The sequence below is a fragment of the Streptomyces venezuelae genome (assembly GCF_008642315.1).
Lineage (GTDB): Bacteria > Actinomycetota > Actinomycetes > Streptomycetales > Streptomycetaceae > Streptomyces > Streptomyces venezuelae_D.
Window position 1 is genome coordinate 896320 of record NZ_CP029192.1, and the last position, 19231, is coordinate 915550.

At 70.8% G+C, this 19231-nt stretch carries 12 protein-coding genes; 7 read left to right on the top strand and 5 right to left on the bottom strand.

Annotated elements, in window-relative coordinates; genetic code table 11:
- Nucleotides 1–71: 71 nt before the first annotated feature.
- The 4 genes from DEJ48_RS03860 to DEJ48_RS03870 all read right to left on the bottom strand — a co-directional run bounded on the left by DEJ48_RS03860 (nucleotide 72) and on the right by DEJ48_RS03870 (nucleotide 5792).
- Complete coding sequence (locus DEJ48_RS03860; RefSeq protein WP_150214465.1) at nucleotides 72–1958, bottom strand: family 20 glycosylhydrolase; 1887 nt, start codon at nucleotides 1956–1958, stop codon at nucleotides 72–74.
- Nucleotides 1959–2155: 197 nt separating this feature from the next.
- The gene (locus tag DEJ48_RS39615) at nucleotides 2156–2329 is read right to left on the bottom strand and encodes a hypothetical protein (RefSeq protein WP_165283318.1); all 174 of its coding nucleotides are present in this window, start codon (nucleotides 2327–2329) and stop codon (nucleotides 2156–2158) included.
- 529 nt (nucleotides 2330–2858) lie between these two features.
- The gene (locus tag DEJ48_RS03865) at nucleotides 2859–4355 is read right to left on the bottom strand and encodes an SDR family NAD(P)-dependent oxidoreductase (protein WP_150214467.1); all 1497 of its coding nucleotides are present in this window, start codon (nucleotides 4353–4355) and stop codon (nucleotides 2859–2861) included.
- 66 nt (nucleotides 4356–4421) lie between these two features.
- Nucleotides 4422–5792: a wax ester/triacylglycerol synthase family O-acyltransferase gene (locus tag DEJ48_RS03870; protein WP_150214469.1), complete on the bottom strand. Its 1371-nt coding sequence runs from the start codon at nucleotides 5790–5792 to the stop codon at nucleotides 4422–4424.
- A 532-nt stretch (nucleotides 5793–6324) separates the two neighbouring features.
- Between DEJ48_RS03870 and DEJ48_RS03875 the strand changes: the two genes are divergently transcribed.
- From DEJ48_RS03875 to DEJ48_RS03890, 4 genes are all read left to right on the top strand, one after another.
- Complete coding sequence (locus DEJ48_RS03875; RefSeq protein ID WP_150214471.1) at nucleotides 6325–6552, top strand: type A2 lantipeptide; 228 nt, start codon at nucleotides 6325–6327, stop codon at nucleotides 6550–6552.
- Between the two features lie 88 nt (nucleotides 6553–6640).
- Nucleotides 6641–7447 (top strand): HlyD family efflux transporter periplasmic adaptor subunit, encoded by an 807-nt coding sequence (locus DEJ48_RS03880; protein ID WP_150214473.1) that lies wholly within the window; start codon nucleotides 6641–6643, stop codon nucleotides 7445–7447.
- Complete coding sequence (locus DEJ48_RS03885; protein WP_150214475.1) at nucleotides 7444–9726, top strand: NHLP family bacteriocin export ABC transporter peptidase/permease/ATPase subunit; 2283 nt, start codon at nucleotides 7444–7446, stop codon at nucleotides 9724–9726. Before DEJ48_RS03880 ends, DEJ48_RS03885 begins: the two co-directional genes overlap by 4 nt.
- 1 nt (nucleotide 9727) lies before the next feature.
- On the top strand, nucleotides 9728–12586 hold the full coding sequence (locus tag DEJ48_RS03890) for an NHLP bacteriocin export ABC transporter permease/ATPase subunit (RefSeq protein WP_150214477.1): 2859 nt from the start codon (nucleotides 9728–9730) through the stop codon (nucleotides 12584–12586).
- A 10-nt stretch (nucleotides 12587–12596) separates the two neighbouring features.
- Here DEJ48_RS03890 and DEJ48_RS03895 read toward each other — a convergent pair whose 3' ends face one another.
- Nucleotides 12597–15227, bottom strand: a complete 2631-nt coding sequence (locus tag DEJ48_RS03895; protein WP_223831879.1) for a PA14 domain-containing protein — start codon at nucleotides 15225–15227, stop codon at nucleotides 12597–12599.
- A 172-nt stretch (nucleotides 15228–15399) separates the two neighbouring features.
- Here DEJ48_RS03895 and DEJ48_RS03900 point away from each other — a divergent pair, with 172 nt between their 5' ends.
- The 3 genes from DEJ48_RS03900 (at nucleotide 15400) to DEJ48_RS03910 (ending at nucleotide 19200) form a co-directional block, all read left to right on the top strand.
- The gene (locus DEJ48_RS03900) at nucleotides 15400–16413 is read left to right on the top strand and encodes a LacI family DNA-binding transcriptional regulator (protein WP_150214479.1); all 1014 of its coding nucleotides are present in this window, start codon (nucleotides 15400–15402) and stop codon (nucleotides 16411–16413) included.
- Nucleotides 16414–16580: 167 nt separating this feature from the next.
- Nucleotides 16581–17684: an ABC transporter substrate-binding protein gene (locus DEJ48_RS03905; RefSeq protein ID WP_150214481.1), complete on the top strand. Its 1104-nt coding sequence runs from the start codon at nucleotides 16581–16583 to the stop codon at nucleotides 17682–17684.
- 1 nt (nucleotide 17685) lies between these two features.
- Nucleotides 17686–19200, top strand: coding sequence for a sugar ABC transporter ATP-binding protein (locus DEJ48_RS03910; RefSeq protein ID WP_150214482.1), 1515 nt, complete (start codon nucleotides 17686–17688; stop codon nucleotides 19198–19200).
- Nucleotides 19201–19231: the final 31 nt, after the last annotated feature.

Below are 19231 nucleotides of genomic sequence, written 5' to 3' on the forward strand. Positions count from 1 at the left end.
GGCCGGTCTCCTTCGGGGATGGAAGGCAACGGGTGGAGGGCAGCGGGTGGAGGGCAGTCGGGACGGGGTGATCAGTCCGCGGTCAACGTCCATACGGCGGGCTGCCGTTGATCCACCGGGTACTGCACGATCCGCCCGTCCCGCGTGACGTGCGCGGCCATGCGCGTGATCGCGTTGGTGAGACGGTGGCCGCCGGGCACCTCCGTGATCTGCCACCGCTGCAGGGTGTTCGCGGCGTCGCAGGTCTCCCGGGTGACGGCCGTGCCGGGCTGGAGCGGCACGTTCAGGGTGAGCCTGCCGCTGCGGGTCTCCAGGCACTTCCCATCGGTCGCCGTCCTCAGCGTCACGTATCCGTCGGCGGTGCGTTTCACCTCGACGTCGAGGGGCTCGGCGCGGCCTGCGGTGTCGCGCAGGGTGTACGTCCCGTCGGCGACCGGCACCTTCGTCAGATCACGCCACCCCGGCGCGTGACGCACGGACCGGGCGCGGGCAGCGAACTCGGTGTAGGTCGGGTCGGGGTGGGCGGAGCCCCAGGTGACCTGGGCGATGTGGGCGAGCGGCATGGCCGTGGCGGCGGCGACCTCGTTCTCGGTCTCGCCGCGCCCGTTGTCGGGCCACAGGCTGATCTTCGCGCCGGTGACGCCGTCGGCGGAGGCCGGCGTCTCGCCCTCGAAGGTGCGGGGGTCCCACTGCTCGTCGTACAGCTTCCGGGTGTCGGTGTGGAAGCCGCCGCGGACGAGGTAGAGGGAGTACGCGGCGTTCATGACGGGGTGGCCCTGCGCGATGAGGCTGCTGGGCTTCGTCTTCACGTCCAGCCAGTGCTCGACGGTCGTGCCGGGCGCCACGGGCACGGTGTTGGCACCGGTGAGGCCGTCGTTCCAGATGCGCAGGTGTTTGCCCTTGCCCGTCACGTAGGCGTGCACGCGGTTCACGAAGCCGATGAAGGCGTCCTGCGGGGTGGCGTTCTCGCCGTACTTCTTCTTCGCGTACTCCAGGATGTGCGGGTACTTCGCGAAGTCGGAGCCGAGCATGTACTCGTCGGCGCCCATGTGCCATGACGTCGCGGGGAAGACCTCGGCGTACTCGTCGACAAGGCTCTTGTAGTAGGTGAAGGACTCGTCCTTCGTGATGTCGAGGCGCGAGGGCTGCGGCTTGCCGTCGGAGTCGGTGAGCTGGAGGTCCGGGCGCTTCTCCAGCCACGGGTCCATGTGCCCCGGCGAGTTGATCTCCGGGACGATCGTCACGTGGTACTTCTCGCCGAGCGCGACCAGGCGGCGCAGGTCACGCTTGGTGTAGTAGCCCCAGGAGTTGGCCTCGGGGTGGCGGTCGCTCTTGACCTTGAGTTCCAGGAGCAGCTGGTTCTGCTTGCGGTACGCCATCTCGCGCAGCAGGTTCTCCAGCCACGGCGTGGAGATGTTGATGTAGCAGGCGCAGACTCCGACGCCCCGCTCCTTGTACCGCGGCACGTCGACGGTGCGTCCGGCCGGTACGCGGTCGCCGCGGGCCAGGAGCTGGAGCAGGGTCCTGGTGCCGTAGAAGGCGCCGGCCTCACGGGCGCCGGTGATGTCCAGGCGGTCGCCCACCCGCAGGTCGTACCCCTCGGAGCCGAGTGGTTTCCGGGTGCGGTCGACGTCGATCACGATGTCCCCGTCGCGCGCGGCGCCGCGCGTCACGGGGGCGCGCCCCTCGCCCGCGGCCTCCAGGTCGTCGGCGAGTGTGGCGGCGACCCGGCGCGACTCGGCGTCGCGCGCGACGAGGCGGGTGCCGGGGCCGTAGCGGAAGGTGCCCTCGGCGGGGGTCCAGTCGGTGAGCGCGGGGACGGTGGTCGGCACGTCAGGGGCCCCTCCGGAGGCGCCGACGGCGGTGACGGACGGGGCCATCGACAAGGTCAGGGCCACCACGACCGTGCCGACCGCCCGGGACACCCGCGGCAGGGAACGCGAACACAGTTCGGTCATGAGGTCCGATGATTCAAGCGCTCCACAAGGGTGTCAATGCATCGCACGCCACGGGGACTTGGACATTTGAGCCAGCCATCGGATGAATCACGCGGCCGGAGCGGCGAGAACGCGTCCGGACACACCTGTGCCCCCCGTCGTCCAGGACAGGGGGCACGTGGCGAAGCGGACCGGTGCGGTACCGGGCCGGTGTCGACTCAGTCGATGCCGGGGAGGATGTGGGGCTCGGCGAGGTCGTCCTCGTAGCCGGCCAGGCGGATGGGGGCCGCCTTGGCCCACGCCTCCAGGTTGCGGAGCTTGTGGGGCCGTCCGGCCCGCTCGCCGCCGCGTTCCGCCGGTCGCTTTTCGTGCTTCGTCAGATCTGGTGTCACCGCGCACTCCTTTGTGTCGCGTAACGGAAGGGCAAGGGCAGTTCGGTCGCGGTGGCGCCGTTCTCTGGCGGGACCGCGGCCGTGGTTGCCGGCCTGTCCCCGGAGCGGCCGAGGGATGCTTGTGGATCTCTCGTGGCCGCCCGTTCGCACTACATTAACCAAATGAGCGCCGCCGCGCTCGATGGGGACCGGAGTCGGGGTGGAATCCGGACAACGCCCCCGAAGCGGCCGTATGAGGCCTCAGGGGCCCGGGCTGACGCAGACCCGGAGGGGACGCGCGGCCGACACCGCCGCCGGGCGACGGACACGTACCGGCGCACCTCCGCCACCAACCGTGACACAGGCGGGAGTTGCCCGCTCACCGACGGGTCGGTCACCGTGGGCGCACACCCGGTCACGAGAGGCGAGAAAACGGCAGCCGGCCCGGACCGCGCCGAGCGCGGCACCCCGAACCGGCTGCCCAAAAGCTTTCGCGAACCATCCGAATACTGAGACGGAGGTATCAGCCGACCACGACGGTCCTACTCGTTCACCACTTGCCCGGCTCGTAGTCCTTGAGGAAGACGCCGTACACGTCCTCGCCCGCCTCACCTCGCACCACGGGGTCGTAGACGCGGGCGGCGCCGTCGATCAGGTCGAGCGGGGCGTGGAAGCCCTCCTCGGCGAGGCGCAGCTTGTCGTAGTGCGGGCGCTCGTCGGTGATCCAGCCGGTGTCCACCGAGGTCATGAGGATGCCGTCGGTCTGGAACATCTCCTGGGCGCTGGTGCGCGTCACCATGTTCATCGCGGCCTTCGCGGCGTTGGTGTTCGGGTGCCCAGCGCCCTTGTAGCCGCGGCCGAAGACGCCCTCCATCGCCGAGACGTTGACGATGTGGGCCCGGCCGCTCGACGCCTTCTTCGCGGCGTCGGCCATGGCCTGGCGCAACGCGCTGATCAGGATGAACGGCGACGTGTAGTTGCACAGCTGGGTCTCGAGGAGCTCCACGGGGGAGATCTGCTCGATGGTCTGCACCCAGGTGTTGCTGTCGACGACGTCCGGGACGAGGCCGCCCGCGTCGATGGCGGTGCCGTCGAGGTGCCGGGCGACGCTGGCGTTGCCCGCGACGAGGGCGAGGTCGGCCACCTTCTGCGCGTCCAGGCCGCTCGTGCCGATGGGCAGCGCGGCGAGGCCGTCGACCGCTCCGGAGTTGAAGGCGCCGATGACGGAGTGGGCGGGCAGCTCCCCGGCGGGCAGCGGCGCGCTCTCGCCGTCGACCAGTGCGGCGTAGGCGGAGGGCAGGCGGCGCACGGTCTGCGTCGCGTTGTTGATCAGGATGTCGAGCGGGCCCGCCGCGGCGACCCGCTCGGCGAGGGCCACGGACTGGGCCGGGTCGCGCAGGTCGATGCCGACGACCTCCAGGCGGTGCAGCCAGTCCGCGGAGTCGTCCATCCCCTTGAAGCGGCGGATGGCGTCCTTGGGGAACCGGGTCGTGATGGTGGTGTGGGCACCGTCGCGAAGCAGCCGCAGCGCGATGTACATGCCGATCTTGGCGCGGCCGCCGGTGAGCAGGGCGCGCTTGCCGGTGAGGTCGGCGCGGGCGTCGCGCTTGGAGCGGTTCAGGCGGGCGCAGTCCGGACAGAGCTGGTGGTAGAAGTAGTCGACTTCCACGTAGCGGGTCTTGCAGGTGTAGCAGGAGCGCGGGCGCTGGAGTATCCCCGCGACCCGGCCCTCCTCAGTCTGCGACGAGGGGAGCAGGCCCTCGGTCTCGTCGTCGATGCGCTGCGCGGAGCCGGTGGCGGTGGCCTCGGTGACGGCCTTGTCGTGGGCGGTCTTGGCGGCGCGGCGCTCCTGGCGGCGGCGCTGCTTCACCGTCCGGTAGATCCCGGCCGTGGCGCGGCGCACGGCGATCGCGTCCGGGTGGTCGACCTCCAGCTCGTCCAGCTCGTCGAGCACGGCGAGGCAGACGGCGAGGCGGTCCGGGTCGATGCCGGGGCCGTACGTCGCCTGCTCGGCGTGCCCCTCCTGGCTTTCGTCTGTCACCGTCATCGCCGCTGTCCTCGTTGTCCGTGCCACGGCGCATCCGGTCGTCCGCGGAACTCCAAAAGCGGAAGTTTACAAAGCGGTGGGCCCGGGAACCAAACGCGCTTCCCGTGCGCACACCGCCACGAGTCCCGCGAGCTCGTCCCGCAGGCTCTGCGCGAGGAGCTCCAGGTCGGGCACGGCGGCGGCGTCCGCGACAAGGCCGTAGTGCACGCGGCCCCGATAGGTGGAGACGGCGACGGCGAGGGACTGGCCCCGGGCGAGCGGCGCGAACGGATAGACCTCGGTGAGGCGGCAGCCGCCGAGCCGCAGTCCGACGCCGGGCAGCGGGACGCTGGTGACGAGGATGTCGAAGAGCAGCCGGGCGGCCTGGGCGACGACGGGGCCGCCGATCCGGTGCCCGAGCGACGGCACGTGCTCGGCGAGGAGCGCCACGGCTCCGGCGCCCCGCTCGGGGCCCGCGTCCTTGTTGCGGTCCATGGCGGTGCGTACGTCGCGCAGCCGGTCGAGCGGGTCCTCGCGGCCGACGGGGAGGCGGACCAGATAGCCGGAGAGGCGGTTTCCCGGGGTCTTGGCGGTGCGGGGGCGGCGGCGGGAGACCGGGATGAGGGCGCGCGGCTCGACTCCCTCGCTGCAGTCGCCGCGCTCGTCGAGCCAGCGGCGCAGGGCGCCGGCGACGACGGTGATCAGGACGTCGTTGACGGTGCCGCCGACGGCCTTGCGCACCTGGTGCACGTCGTCCAGGTCGAGGACGACGCCGGCGGTGCGGCGGGTGCCGGTGGCGGCCGAGGAGAGCGCGGCGCAGGAGCGTACGCCCAGGGCGGCGCGAGCCACGGAGGTGCCGATGCCGAGGGCCTGGCCCACCTCCGCGACGGTGCCGCGGACCCGGCTCGGCAGGGTGCGGGGGTCGAGGAGCGACCAGGGGGAGGCCGCGGGGGCCGGCGGGCGGGGCCGGGAGGCGGGCAGGTCGACGGGGTCGAGGAGGGCGGCGCCGAGCGTGAGGGCGCGCAGGCCGTCGGCGAGGGCGTGGTGGAACTTGAAGAGGACCGCGAAGGACGTGCCGTCGGCGCCCGGCAGGACGTGCGCCTCCCACGGCGGCCGGTCGCGCGCCACCGGACGCTGCATCAACTCCCCCGCCGCGGCGTGGAAGTCCGTCACCGGGGCCGCGAGCCGGATGTGCTCCAGGGGGTCGAAGGCGGGCATCGGCACGCGTATCGCGCCGCCGACGGGCAGCCAGACGGAACGTATCCGCATGCGCAGTCCCGGCACGGCCGCCGCGCGGACCGCGAGAAGCCCCGCGGCGCGGTCCGCCGCGTCGGGCCCTTCGGCCTCGAAGACCCCGAGGGCGCCCAGATGCATGGGGTGTTCGGCGGTCTCGATGTTCCAGAAGGCCAGATCGAGAGGGACGAGCAGGTCGGAGCTCTGAGCAGGCGTAGAAGTCACGGACTCGCTCTCGCGTCGAGGACGATGCGGGGGATGTCGAACGAGAAGTCAACCCGTCCGAGCGACTACGGTCAAGTACGATCAAGCTACGCTGAGTTAACAGCGCATTAAGGTCGATCCTGCCCCCGGGTGTCCCCTTCGGTCGCGATTGAGCACGCCTGACTCGCCTTCAAACAACCTGCACATCGAATGTGCACTCCGGTCACGGAATTCGGCCCCTGCGGCCCGCGAATTTCCATGCATCGACCATTCGATCCGCGCCTCGGCAGGAAAGTGTCCGATTTGTTGGAAGGAGTCGCTCCGCATCCTTGATTCCCGTCTGTGAATCTTGTGAAGGAGCTGGCGTGACGCGGTGAACCTGCCTGCACGCAGCGGTGATACGCCGCCACAACCGCGCAGGAGCGCCTCCCCGTCGATTGGATGTACGAGCTGCGAACGTGCTTTGATCCTGGCTCGCCGCGGAATTCGAATCCCCAGGTTCCACGGCGTGGGTAATACCTATGCACATTCATTGAGAAGGGCAGCTCACACCATGAACAACGTCCCCCAGGTCGAGACCCTCGAGATTTCCGACGCCGACCTCGACAACGTCTCCGGTGGCCTCGTCGCCGGTGTCGCGTCCAACGTGACCAGCACCGTTGACTCGATCGCCCCCGTCTCGGGCGTCGTCGGCGGCGTCGTCGGCACGGTCGAGGGTGCCACCGGCCTGAACACCGGCGCCGTCACCGGCCTCGCCGACGGCCTGACCGCCGGTCTCTGAGCCTTTCCGCTCACAGAGACGCCGTCATTCGGGAGCCCCGGAACCTCAGGTTCCGGGGCTCTCGGACGCAAGGTAAGGAAAGCGTTCCGTGCAGTTCCGCCAACAGGCCCTGTCCAAGCTGCAGTCGCCCGAGGAACTCGACCTGCCGGTGCGCTACGCCCGCCCCCAGGGCCTGCTCGTCCTCGCCGTCACCCTCGTCGTCATGGCCGCGTCGAGCGTCTGGGCCGTCACCGGTTCCCTCTCCTCGACGCTCCGCGCACCCGGCATCCTCACCCACGGCCAGGGCAGTTACGTCCTGCAGAGCCCCGTGACCGGCCAGGTGACCCGCGTCCTGGCCGAGGAGGGCGAGCGGCTCGCCTCCGGCGCCCCCGTGCTCAAGGTCCGCACCGAGCAGGGCGACAAGGTCGTGCGCGCGATCGCCGCGGGCCGCGTGACCGCGCTCGTCGCCAGGATCGGCACCGTCGTCACCACCGGCGCCGACGTGGCGACCCTGGAGCGCGTGGCGGGCACCGACGACCCGCTGACGGCGATGCTCTACGTACCCGCCGACAGCGCGGCCACCGTTCCCGTCGGCGCCTCGGTCGATCTCACCGTCCAGCCCGTGCCCACGGAGCGGTACGGCACACTGCGCGGCCGGGTGAAGGCGGTCGGCAGGGCCACGCAGAGCCGCCAGAAGATCACCGGCTTCCTCGGCGACAGCGAACTGGCCGGGCGGTTCACGGAGGACGGACCTCCCGTGGCCGTCCTCGTCGAGCTCGACCGCTCCGCCACGACCAAGTCCGGCTACGCGTGGTCGACCCCCTCCGGCCCGCCCTTCGCGCTCGACTCCATGACCCCGGCCACCGGCGCCTTCCACCACGCCGAGCAGCGCCCGATCGATTGGCTGCTTCCGTGACCGCTCCCCACCCCTCCCCCGCGCACCAGCAGCAGCTGCCGCCCCCCGGCGGCCGCCGCAGGCACCGCCCCGAGGAGCCGCAGCGCCGTCGCCGCGCGGCACCGCGCCCCGCGTCGAAGGGAAGGCGCCCCAAGACCGTCCGCACCCCCACCGTCCTCCAGATGGAGGCCGTGGAGTGCGGCGCCGCCGCGCTCGCCATGGTCCTCGCCCACCACGGACGGCACGTCCCCCTGGAGGAGCTGCGCATCGCGTGCGGCGTCTCCCGCGACGGGTCACGGGCCAGCAACGTGCTGAAGGCGGCGCGCAGTTACGGCATGACCGCCAAGGGCATGCAGATGGAGCCGGCCGCGCTCGCCGAGGTGAAGGCGCCCGCGATCCTCTTCTGGGAGTTCAACCACTACGTCGTGTACGACGGCATGGGACGCCGCCTCGGCCGCCGCGGCGTGTACATCAACGACCCCGACAAGGGCCGCCGCTTCGTGCCGTCGGAGGACTTCGACACCAGCTTTACCGGTGTCGTCCTGGTCCTCGAACCGGGCGCCGACTTCACGTCGGGCGGCCGCAGGCCCGGCGTCATGAAGGCGCTGCCCGCACGGCTGCGCGGCACCACGGGCACGATGCTCGCCGCGCTCCTCGCCAGCCTGCTGCTGGTCGCGGTCGGCGCGGCGCTGCCCGCGCTCAGCCGGACGTACATCGACCTGTTCCTGATCGGCCATCAGACCTCGCTGCTGGGCGCGCTGTTCGCCTCGATGGGCGCGATGGTGGCGCTCACCGTCGTGCTGACCTGGCTGCAACAGGCGAACCTGCTGCGCGGCCGCATCATCTCCTCGACGCTGGGCAGCGCCCGCTTCTTCCGCCATCTGCTGCGGCTGCCCGTCACGTTCTACGCCCAGCGCTCCCCCGCCGACCTTGTGCAGCGCCTCGCGTCCAACGACGCGGTCGCCGAGACCCTGGCCCGCGACCTCACGGCCGCCGGGGTCGACGGCATCGTCGTCCTCCTCTACGCGGCGCTCCTGTGGACGTACGATCCACAGCTCACGCTCGTCGGCGTCGGCATCGCCCTGCTGAACATCGTGGCGATGCGCGTCGTCATCCGGCTGCGCGCCACCGGCACCCAGAAGCTGCGCGCCGACAGCGCCAAGCTCACCAACACCTCGTACACCGGCCTGCAGTTGATCGAGACGATGAAGGCCACCGGCGGCGAGAACGGCTACTTCCGGCGCTGGGCCGGACAGCACGCCACCACACTGGAGGAGCAGCAGCGGCTCGGGGTGCCGAGCGCGTGGCTCGGTGTCGTCGCGCCGACCCTGGCGACCCTCAACAGTGCGCTGATCCTGTGGATCGGCGGTCTGCGCGCGGTCGAGGGTCACCTGTCGATCGGGCTGCTCGTCGCCTTCCAGGCCCTCGTCACCCGGTTCACCGCGCCGATCACCCGCCTCAACGGCGTCGCGGGCCGCATCCAGGACTTCGCCGCCGACGTCGCCCGCCTCAAGGACGTCGAGAACTTCCCCGTCGACACGCTCTACTCGCGCCCCGAGCCCGCCGCCAGCACACGCCGCCTCAAGGGGCACGTCACGCTGGAGAACATCACCTTCGGATACAGCCCCCTCGACAAGCCGCTCCTGACCGGCTTCTCGCTGACGGTCGGGCCCGGACAGCAGGTGGCGCTCGTCGGCGGTTCCGGCAGCGGCAAGTCGACGGTCTCCCGGCTGATATCCGGCCTCTACAGCCCGTGGGAGGGCACGATCCGCATCGACGGTCAGCGCCTGGCCGACATCCCGCGCGGCGCGCTCTCCGCCTCCGTCTCCTTCGTGGACCAGGACGTCTTCCTCTTCGAGGGCACGGTCCGCGACAACGTCGCCCTGTGGGACCCCTCCCTCCCCGATGACGCGGTCGTGGCGGCGCTTCAGGACGCCTGCCTGTACGAGGTGGTGGCCCGCAGGCCCGGCGGCATCCACGGCCGCGTGGAACAGGACGGGCGCAACTTCTCCGGCGGGCAGCGCCAGCGCCTGGAGATCGCCCGTGCCCTGGTCCGCCGCCCGAGCATCCTCGTCCTCGACGAGGTGACCAGCGCCCTGGACGCCGAGACCGAGCAGGTCATCATCGACAACCTGCGCCGCCGCGGCTGCGCCTGCGTCGTCATCGCCCACCGCCTGAGCACCGTGCGCGACAGCGACGAGATCGTCGTGCTCGACCACGGCCAGGTCGTGGAGCGCGGCCGCCACGAACACCTCGTCGCGGCCGGTGGCCCCTACGCCGACCTGGTCAAGGAGCACTGAGGTGACCTCCGTACCGGAACAGCACACCCAGACCCACGACCCGGTCGCCGCCGCCTTCAACGCGCTCGGCACGCCGGTCGACTGCGCGGGACTGCGCAACGTGCACCTGGAGGGGCCGCAGGTGCTGTGGCTCGTCGTGGCCGGCGCCCTCGACCTGTTCGCCGTCGATGCCGCGCAGCAGGGCCACTGGCACTACCTGGGCCGCCTCGAACCGGGCACGCTGCTCCTCGGCCCGGTCGAGGGCCCCCAGCACACCCTCGTCGGCCGCCCCCTCCAGGGCTGCGAGCTGCGCCGCATCCCCCTGCGCGAGCTGTACCGCCCGGACTACGGCGACACCTGGTCGTACGAGCAGCAGTACCCGAGCCAGTACGACACGCAGGACCAGGCGCTGAGCCTGCTGGAGCACGCCTTCGCGCTCGGCATCGGGCGCGGCCACCGGGTCCTGTTCGAGGCGCCGCTCGACGGCAGGACCGTCGGCGACGAGGTGGTGGCCGACGACGACATCCTGTGGATGCCGGTCGCGCCGGGCAGCGTGCAGTACGGCGCCGCCTACAGCGCCGAGGCCGCGGGCGACCTGCTGGTCGACGCCGCGATGTGGCAGCGGATGGTCAACCAGCAGTACCGGCTCCTGGCCACGCTCGACCGCTGGATCGAACGCCTGGAGCGGGCCCACGAGGACCGCACGGCGGCCGGCATCAAGGCGGGCGAGAGCGTCCGTGAGCAGGCCGACCGGACGCTGCTCGCCTCCATCGGCCGCTCGGGCCGGCGCGGCGCGCGGCGCACCGAGTCCGGTGGCGGTCACGACGCGACGTACGCCGCCTGCCGGCTCGTCGCCAGGGCGGCGGGCATCACGCTGTCGGCCGCCTCGGAGGGCGGCGGGGCGGTGAGCGACCGGATGGACCCCGTCGAGCAGGTGGCGGTGGCGTCCCGGATCCGCACCCGTGCCGTGCGGCTCGACGGGCGCTGGTGGCGCCAGGACGCGGGCCCGCTCGTCGGGCACCGGGCCGCGAGCGGCGCGCCGGTCGCGCTGCTGTGGCGGCGCGGCGGCTACGAGTCGGTGCACCCGACGTCCGGGCGGCGCACCCGCATCGACGCGGACAACGCCGACGAGTTCGAACCGCAGGGCGTGATGTTCTACCGGCCGCTGCCCGAGCGGCCGTTGACGCTCGGACGGCTCTTCCGCTTCAGTCTGCGCGGCACCGGCGGCGACGTGCGCAACCTCGTGCTCGCCGGTCTGGTGACGGTGGCGATCGGCGCGCTGGTGCCGATCGCCACGGGACAGGTGCTCGGTGTGTTCGTGCCGAACGCCGAGAAGAGCCTCATCGTCCAGGTGTCCCTGGCCGTCATGGTCACCAGCATCGTCTCGGCCGCGTTCATGCTGCTCCAGAACCTCACCGTGCTGCGGATGGAGGGACGGATGGAGAGCACGCTGCAACCGGCGGTCTGGGACCGGCTGCTGCGGCTGCCGACGCGCTTCTTCGCCGAGCGCTCCACAGGCGAACTGGCCAGCGCGGCGATGGGCGTCAGCGCCATCCGCCGGGTCCTCTCGGGCATCGGCCCGGTCGCGCTCCAGGCCGGTTCGGTCGGCGCGATGAACCTGGTCCTGCTGCTGTTCTACAGCGTCCCCCTCGCCCTGACCGCGCTGGGGATGCTGACCGTCATCGCCGCCGTGTTCCTCACGCTCGGGCTGTGGGAACTGCGCTGGCAGCGGCGGCTCGTGGAGCTCGGCAACAGACTCAACAACCAGGCGTTCCAGACGCTGCGCGGGCTCCCCAAACTCCGCGTGGCGGGCGCGGAGAGCTTCGCGTACGCCGCGTGGGCGGGCGAGTTCGCGCGCAGCAGGGAGTTGCAGCAGCGGGCCGGGCGCATCAAGAACGTCACGACGGTCCTCAACGCGGTCTATCTGCCGCTCTGCACGCTCGTCATGTTCGTGCTCCTCGCGGGCCCGGCGCGCGGGAGCCTGACCGCGGGCGAGTTCCTCACCTTCAGCACCGCCGTGACGATGCTCCTGACCTCCGTCACCCAGCTCACCGGGGCGCTCATCTCGGCGGCTTCCGTGCTGCCGATGTTCGAGCAGATCAAACCGGTGCTCGACGAGGCTCCGGAGGTCCGCTCCGGCAGCACGCAGCCGGGCGAGCTGCGGGGCGCGATCGAGGCCCGCGGTCTGTCCTTCCGTTACACCGACGACGGTCCGCTGGTCCTCGACGACGTGTCGCTGTCGATCCGGCCCGGTGAGTTCGTGGCCGTCGTGGGCCCGAGCGGCTGCGGCAAGTCGACGCTGCTGCGCCTCCTGATCGGCTTCGACGAGCCGGTCTCGGGCAGTGTGCTGTACGACGGGCAGGATCTGGCGGCCCTGGACCAGTCGGCGGTGCGCCGGCAGTGCGGCGTGGTCCTGCAGAACGCCCAGCCGCTCACCGGGTCCATCCTCGAATGCATCTGCGGCGCCGAGTCGTTCACGCAGGAGGAGGCGTGGGAGGCCGCGGCGATGGCGGGGCTGGCCGAGGACATCAAGCGCATGCCGATGGGCCTGCACACGATGCTCTCCGGCGGCGGCGCGGTCTCCGGCGGCCAGCGCCAGCGCCTGATGATCGCGCAGGCCCTCATCCGCCGCCCCCGCGTCCTCTTCTTCGACGAGGCGACGAGCGCCCTGGACAACGAGACGCAGCGCACGGTCATCGACAGCACCCGCGCCCTCAACGCCACTCGCGTCGTGATCGCCCACCGCCTGTCCACGGTCATGGACGCCGACCGCGTCGTCGTCATGTCGGAGGGCCGCATCGTCCAACAGGGCCCGCCCGCACGGCTCCTGGCCGATACGGGCGGGCGGTTGCACGAGTTGGTGCGGCGGCAGATGCGGTGAGGCCGGGGTCTCAGGAGTTCGTGCAGCCCGGCACCGTGGCCTGTGACGCGTCACGGATCAGCGCTTCGTGCGCGGCCTTCACCCGCTTCACGTCCGGCTTGACGACCTGGCGGTCGTAGGTGAGCAGGCCGTTCAACTCCCCTTCCACATCGGTGATCTGGGTGTAGACCGCGCCGTTGTTGCCCTTGCAGGCGAGGGCGCGCACTTCACCGAGCTTGGCGATGTAGTCGTCCGTGTACGTCGCCGGGTCCACGTCGACGTAGCTCTGCTGGACGGACCAGGCGTGGCCGGGCACGGCGAGTCCGAGGCCGCCGTACTCCCCGGCGACCAAGGCCCGTTTGCCGTCCGGCCGCGGCGGGATGGCGGGGCTCGGGTAGCCGTGCTCGTCCATGATGTCGCCGGTGCCTCCGTCGGCCCCCAGGTTGAGCCCCGACATGTTGTTGACGAGCCGTGTCGGGTCCCAGGCCTTGGCCTGCTCGGCGATGCGGCCGATGTCGTACTGGCCCCAGCCCTCGTTGAAGGTCACCCACATGACGATCGACGGGCTGCTCGCGTGCTCGTCGATCATCTGCTTCATCTCGCGCTCGTACTGGGCGCGGGCGGCCGCGTCAGGGGTGCGTCCCGCCTCCATGGCGGGCATGTCCTGCCAGACGAGGAGGCCCAGCTTGTCGGCCCAGTAGAACCAGCGGTCGGGTTCGACCTTGATGTGTTTGCGGACCGAGTTGAAGCCCATTTCCTTGTGCATCTTGAGGTCGTACGCGAGGGCCTCGTCGCTGGGCGCGGTGTGCAGGCCGTCCGGCCAGAAGCCCTGGTCGAGCGTGGCCATGAGGAAGACGGGCTTGCCGTTGAGTACGGTGCGCGGGGTGCCGTTCACCTTCTCGACGGCGATGGAGCGCATGCCGAAGTAGCCGGTGACGCGGTCGCTGCCGACGCGGACCTGGAGGTCGTAGAGGAACGGGGCGTCCGGCGACCACAGGCGGGGGTCGGCGATCCTGAGCTTGAGCGGCTTGCCGGTGCGCCCGCTGAGCTCGGCGACCTTCTTCTTGCCCTCGTACGCGGCCGCCGTGACGGGCACGCCGTCGCGCACGCCCTGCGCCTCGACGGTGACCTGCTTGTTCTCGACGTCCGGTGTGATCTTCAGGGAGTCCGCGTGGTCGGCGGCCACCGGCTCCATCCAGACGGTCTGCCAGATGCCGGACGACGGGGTGTACCAGATGCCGCTGGGGTCCAGGCGCTGCTTGCCGACGGGCGGGTTCGCGCCGTCGTCCGCGTCGGTCGGGTCGTACACGCCGACGATGAGTTCCTGCGTACGGCCCGGCTTCAGGGCGTCGGTGACGTCGGCGGTGAACTTGTCGTAGCCGCCCTTGTGTTCGGTGACCTTGCGGCCGTTGACGTACACCTCGGACTGCCAGTCGACGGCGCCGAAGTTGAGGTTCAGCCGCTTGCCGTCGCCGATCCGCCAGTTCTTGGGGACGGTGAAGGTGCGGCGGTACCACATGCGGTCCTCGTGCCGCTCGATGCCGGAGAGCTGGGACTCCACCGGGTACGGGACGAGGATCTTCTCCTTGAGGTTCTTGCCGACCGGGGGCTTCTCGCCCGCCTCAGCGGCGGCGAACTGCCAGGACCCGTTGAGGTTCTGCCAGTCCTTGCGCTTCAGCTGCGGCCGCGGGTACTCGCGGTGGGCGTTGCCCGGGGTGACGTCGTCGGCCCACTTGGTGCGCAGCTGGTGCTCGGAGTGGTTCGGGCCGCTGGTCCAGAACTGGCCGACTGCGTCACCGTCCGTGCCGTTCAGGCCGCCCTTGCCGTCGTAGCGGATGTCGGCGAGGCCGGGGGCGTTGCCCGCCTTGTTGCCGACGGCGGGTTCTTTCAGGCCGACGAGGAGGCTGCGCTCGTCGGCGGGGTCGGCCTTGACCGTGTCGAGCGGCCACTTGGCGCCGCCGATGACGGCGTCGAGATGGTCGGTGAGGTTCGCGGGCGGGGCGGCGAGCTTCTGGGCGAAGTCGAGCTTGAGGCTGCGGCCGTCCTTGAGGACGGTGGCGTTGATGGCGCCGTCGTAGTCGAAGTCCGCGGGGATGCGCAGCGCGGTTCGCGGGACGGCCTTCTTCTCGCCGCCGGGCGGGGTCCACTTCAGGCGCAGGTTGGAGCCGCCGTAGTGTTCGAAGTACTCGACTTTGATGTCGTAGGCCTTGCCGGCCGTCAACTCTACGGGTTTCGAGGTCTGTTCCCTGTCCCAGTCGTCCTGCCAGTGGTCGATGGCGATCCTTCCGTCCACCCAGAGGCGGAAGCCGTTGTCACCGATCATCGAGAAGGTGGTGGCGCCGGTCTTCTCGGGCACGATCCGGCCGGTCCAGCGGACGCTGACGTCGTCGGCCTGTCCGGTGGTGGCCTTGAGGCGGGGTTCGAGGTTGCCGAAGTCGATGTTGGGGTCGAGTCCGGTGGCCTTGAGCTCGTCGAAGTCGAAGGCTCCCGGGGCGGACTGGGTGAAGTACTCGCCCTTGAGGCCCTGGATCTCGACGGGGTCGTCGGCGGCGGTCGCGGCGGGGACCGCGGTGAGTCCCGCGATGCCGAGGGCGCCCGCGAGCAGCAGGGCGAGGTGTCGGCCCAGGTGTGCGGGGCGTCCGGGATGTCGTCTGAGGCGCACGGATCCTCCTTGGTGAGGAAGGGTGGCGGCTTGTCGCTGCAGTCGGTACAACGAGTCTGTACAACGTTGGAAGGAACGACAGTTGGCATGACAGCACGCGTTCCGGCGCGCTGTCCAGGGTCATGACAAACGCCTCGGAGGACCGGGGCGGCCACCGACGCAGGGAGATCCAGTGCGGGTTAGCCTCAAGGACGTCGCGGAGCGCGCGGGCGTCTCGATCAAGACCGTCTCGAACGTGGTGAACAAGTATCAGCACGTCACCCCGGCGATGCGGGCCCGCGTCCAGGAAGCCATCGACGAGCTCGGCTACCGCCCCAACTTGACGGCACGTCACCTGCGCAAGGGCCGGACCGGGATCATCGCGCTCGCCGTCCCCGAACTCGGCAACCCGTACTTCGCCGAGCTCGCCGGCGCCGTCATCGACGCGGCGGCCGAGCACGACTTCACGGTGCTCCTCGACCACACCCGCGGCGAGCGCGAGCAGGAGGTCCTGGTCAGCCAGGGCTTCCGGGCCCGGGTCATCGACGGTCTGATCCTCAGCCCGCTGGAGCTGGAGGCGGAGGACCTGCGGGCCCGCGAGGACGACGTGCCGCTGGTGCTGCTCGGCGAGCGGAGCTACGACCTGGACTACGACCACATCGCGATCGACAACATCGCCGCGAGCCGCACCGCGGTGCGCCACCTCATCGGCCGCGGCCGCACCTCCATCGCCTACCTCGGCGCCCGCACGGACTCCGCGAACCGCCCCGCCCACCTGCGACTCCAGGGCTGGCGCGAGGAGTTGACGGCGGCCGGGATCGCCGCACCGGAGAGCTTGGTGGGGCCGGTCGGCGGCTGGGACCGGTGGGACGGGGCGAAGGCCATGGCGCGGATGCTGGACGCGGGGGTGCGGCCCGACGCGGTGTTCGCGTACAACGACCTGGTGGCGATCGGCGCGATGCGGGTCCTGCACGAGCGGGGCCTGCGGGTGCCGTGGGATGTGGCGGTGGTGGGTTTCGACGACATAGCGGAAGGGCAGTTCGGAGCCGTGACGCTGACCACGGTGGCGCCGGACAAGCAGGCCATCGCGCGCCTCGCCGTCGAGTCGCTGCTGACCAAACTGGCCCATCCGGAACGGACCGGCGGACGTGAACTCGTCGCCGACTTCCGGCTGGTGGAACGGGAGAGCACACTGGGCCGGCGCTGAGCGCGGGTCACGCGGACCCAGCGGCCGGCGTCCCCGAGAAGCGTGCGCGGAGGGTTTACAGCCTCCTTTCAACGATGTAAAAAGCTCCCCGTACCGCCGAGTTGACCGCAAGTGCCGTCTCTCCCGTGAGCGCTCTCAGTGCCGGGGCCGTGCCGTTTGGGGATCCGATGAAGCCGAACACCCTTCTCCGCCGTACCTCCGCGAGGACCCTCGTCGCCACCGGTCTCGCCGCGAGTCTCCTGTTCGCCGCCGGGTGCGCGAAGTCCGAGGACGACGACTCCGGCGGCGACAGCGCCGCGTCGCAGGACCAGGCCGACGCCGGACAGGAGGTCGCGTCGGACGGCGACGACGGCGGCAAGACCTGCGCGATCGACGCGTACGGCGGCAAGAAGCTCGACCTGAAGAACGCGACCGTCGGCTTCTCGCAGTCCGAGAAGGAGGCCAACCCGTTCCGCATCGCGGAGACGGCCTCCATCAAGGCGGAGGCCGAGAAGCGCGGCGTCAAGCTCCTCACCGCCAACGCCCAGTCGCAGTTCTCCAAGCAGATCAGCGACGTACAGGACCTCATCGCCAAGGGCGCCGACCTGCTCGTCATCGCACCGCTCAACTCCGACGGCTGGGAGCCGGTGCTGCGCGCCGCCGGGGCCAAGCACATCCCCATCGTCACCATCGACCGCAAGATCAACGCGACGGCCTGCAAGGACTACGTGAGCTTCATCGGCTCCGACTTCGTCGAACAGGGCAAACGTGCCGCGGACCGGATGATCGAGACGACCGGCGGCAAGGGGAAGATCGCGATCCTGCTCGGCGCCGCGGGCAACAACGTCACCACCGAGCGCACCAAGGGCTTCCAGGACCGGATCAAGGAGAAGGCCCCGGACCTCAAGGTCGTCTTCAAACAGACCGGCGAGTTCGCCCGCGAGAAGGGCCAGCAGGTCACCGAGCAGCTCATCCAGTCCAAGCCCGACATCACCGGGATCTACGCCGAGAACGACGAGATGGGCCTGGGCGCCGTGAACGCGCTCAAGGGCGCCGGCAAGAAGGCCGGCGACGTGAAGATCGTGACGATCGACGGGACCAAGGGCGCGGTGCGCGGCATCGTCGACGGCTGGATCGACGGCGTCATCGAGTCCAACCCCCGCTTCGGCCCGCTCGCCTTCAAGACGCTGGACACGTTCACCAAGGGCGAGAAGGTGTCCCAGGACATCGTCATCAAGGACAGCGCGTACACCAAGGACAACGCCAAGTCCGACCTGAACAAGGCGTACTGACGTGTTGTCGGTGACCGGCCTGTCCAAGACCTTCCCTGGCGTGCGCGCCCTGGACGGCGTCGACTTCACCGCACGCGCGGGCGAGGTGCACGCGCTGATCGGCGAGAACGGCGCGGGCAAGTCCACGCTCATCAAGGTCCTGACGGGCGTGTACGCGCCGGACGCGGGCGAGGTGACGTACGACGGAAGCCCGGTGCGCTTCACCACGCCGCTCGAAGCGCAGCATGCGGGCATCTCCACCATCTACCAGGAGGTCAACCTCGTCCCCCTGATGAGCGTGGCCCGCAACCTGTTCCTCGGGCGCGAGCCCCGCGGCCGCCTCGGCCTCATCGACTTCAAGCGGATGCACCGCGAGGCCGAGGAGGCGCTGCGCGGCCTCGGCGTCCGCGTCGACGTGCGGCGCCCGCTGCGCGAACTCGGCCTCGGCGCCCAGCAGATGGTGGCGCTGGCCCGCGCGGTCTCCGTCGACGCGCGCGTCGTGGTGATGGACGAGCCGACGTCGTCCCTCGAACCGCGCGAGGTGCGGACCCTGTTCGGCGTGATCCGCATGCTGCGGGAGCGCGGCATCGCGGTGATCTACGTCAGCCACCGCCTCGACGAGCTGTACGAGGTGTGCGACGCGGTCACCGTGCTGCGCGACGGCAAGGTGGTGCACACCGGCGCGCTCGCCGATCTCGATCGGCTGCGGCTCGTCGCGCTGATGCTGGGCCGCGAGATCCAGGACGTGCAGGAAGAGGGCCTCACCCAGTTCACGGGCGCGCACGAGGCGACGACCGAACCCGTGCTCCGCGCCGAGGAGTTGACCGCCCGGCACCGACTGCGCGGAGTGTCGGTCACCATCCGCCCCGGGGAGGTGGTGGGCCTCGGCGGGCTGCTCGGCTCGGGCCGCAGCGAGACGGCGAAAGCCATCGCCGGCGCCCTGCCGACGGACTCCGGAACGGTCGCGATCGGCGGCACCCGCATCCGTACGGGCTCCACGCCCGCCGCCATCCGCGCCGGCATCAGCCTGCTCCCCGAGGACCGCAAGGCGGAGGGCATCGTCCCCGGCCTCTCGGTCCGCGACAACATCGCCCTGGCCGCGCTCCCCCGCCTTTCCCGGCTCGGCCTGGTCGACGAACGCGGCATCGACGCCGTCGTCGACACCTTCATCGACCGCCTGCGCATCAAGGCGTCGAGCCCGCACCAGAAGGTCGGCGAGCTCTCCGGCGGCAACCAGCAGAAGGTGCTGCTCGCCCGCTGGCTCGCGATGCACCCCAAGGTCCTGCTCCTCGACGAGCCCACGCGCGGCATCGACATCGGAGCCAAGGCCGAAGTCCAGGCGCTCGTCGACGAGTTGGCTTCGGACGGCCTCGGCGTGCTCCTGATCTCCTCGGACATGGAGGAGCTCATCGAGGGCTCCGACCGGGTCCTCGTCCTCAAGGACGGCACGGCCGTCGCGGAACTCACCGGCACCGCCGTGACCGAGGAGAACCTGCTGCGCGCCATGGCGACGGACCCCGCGAAGTCGGACGCATGACCCACGACGACCGGCTCAACAGCGCACCGGC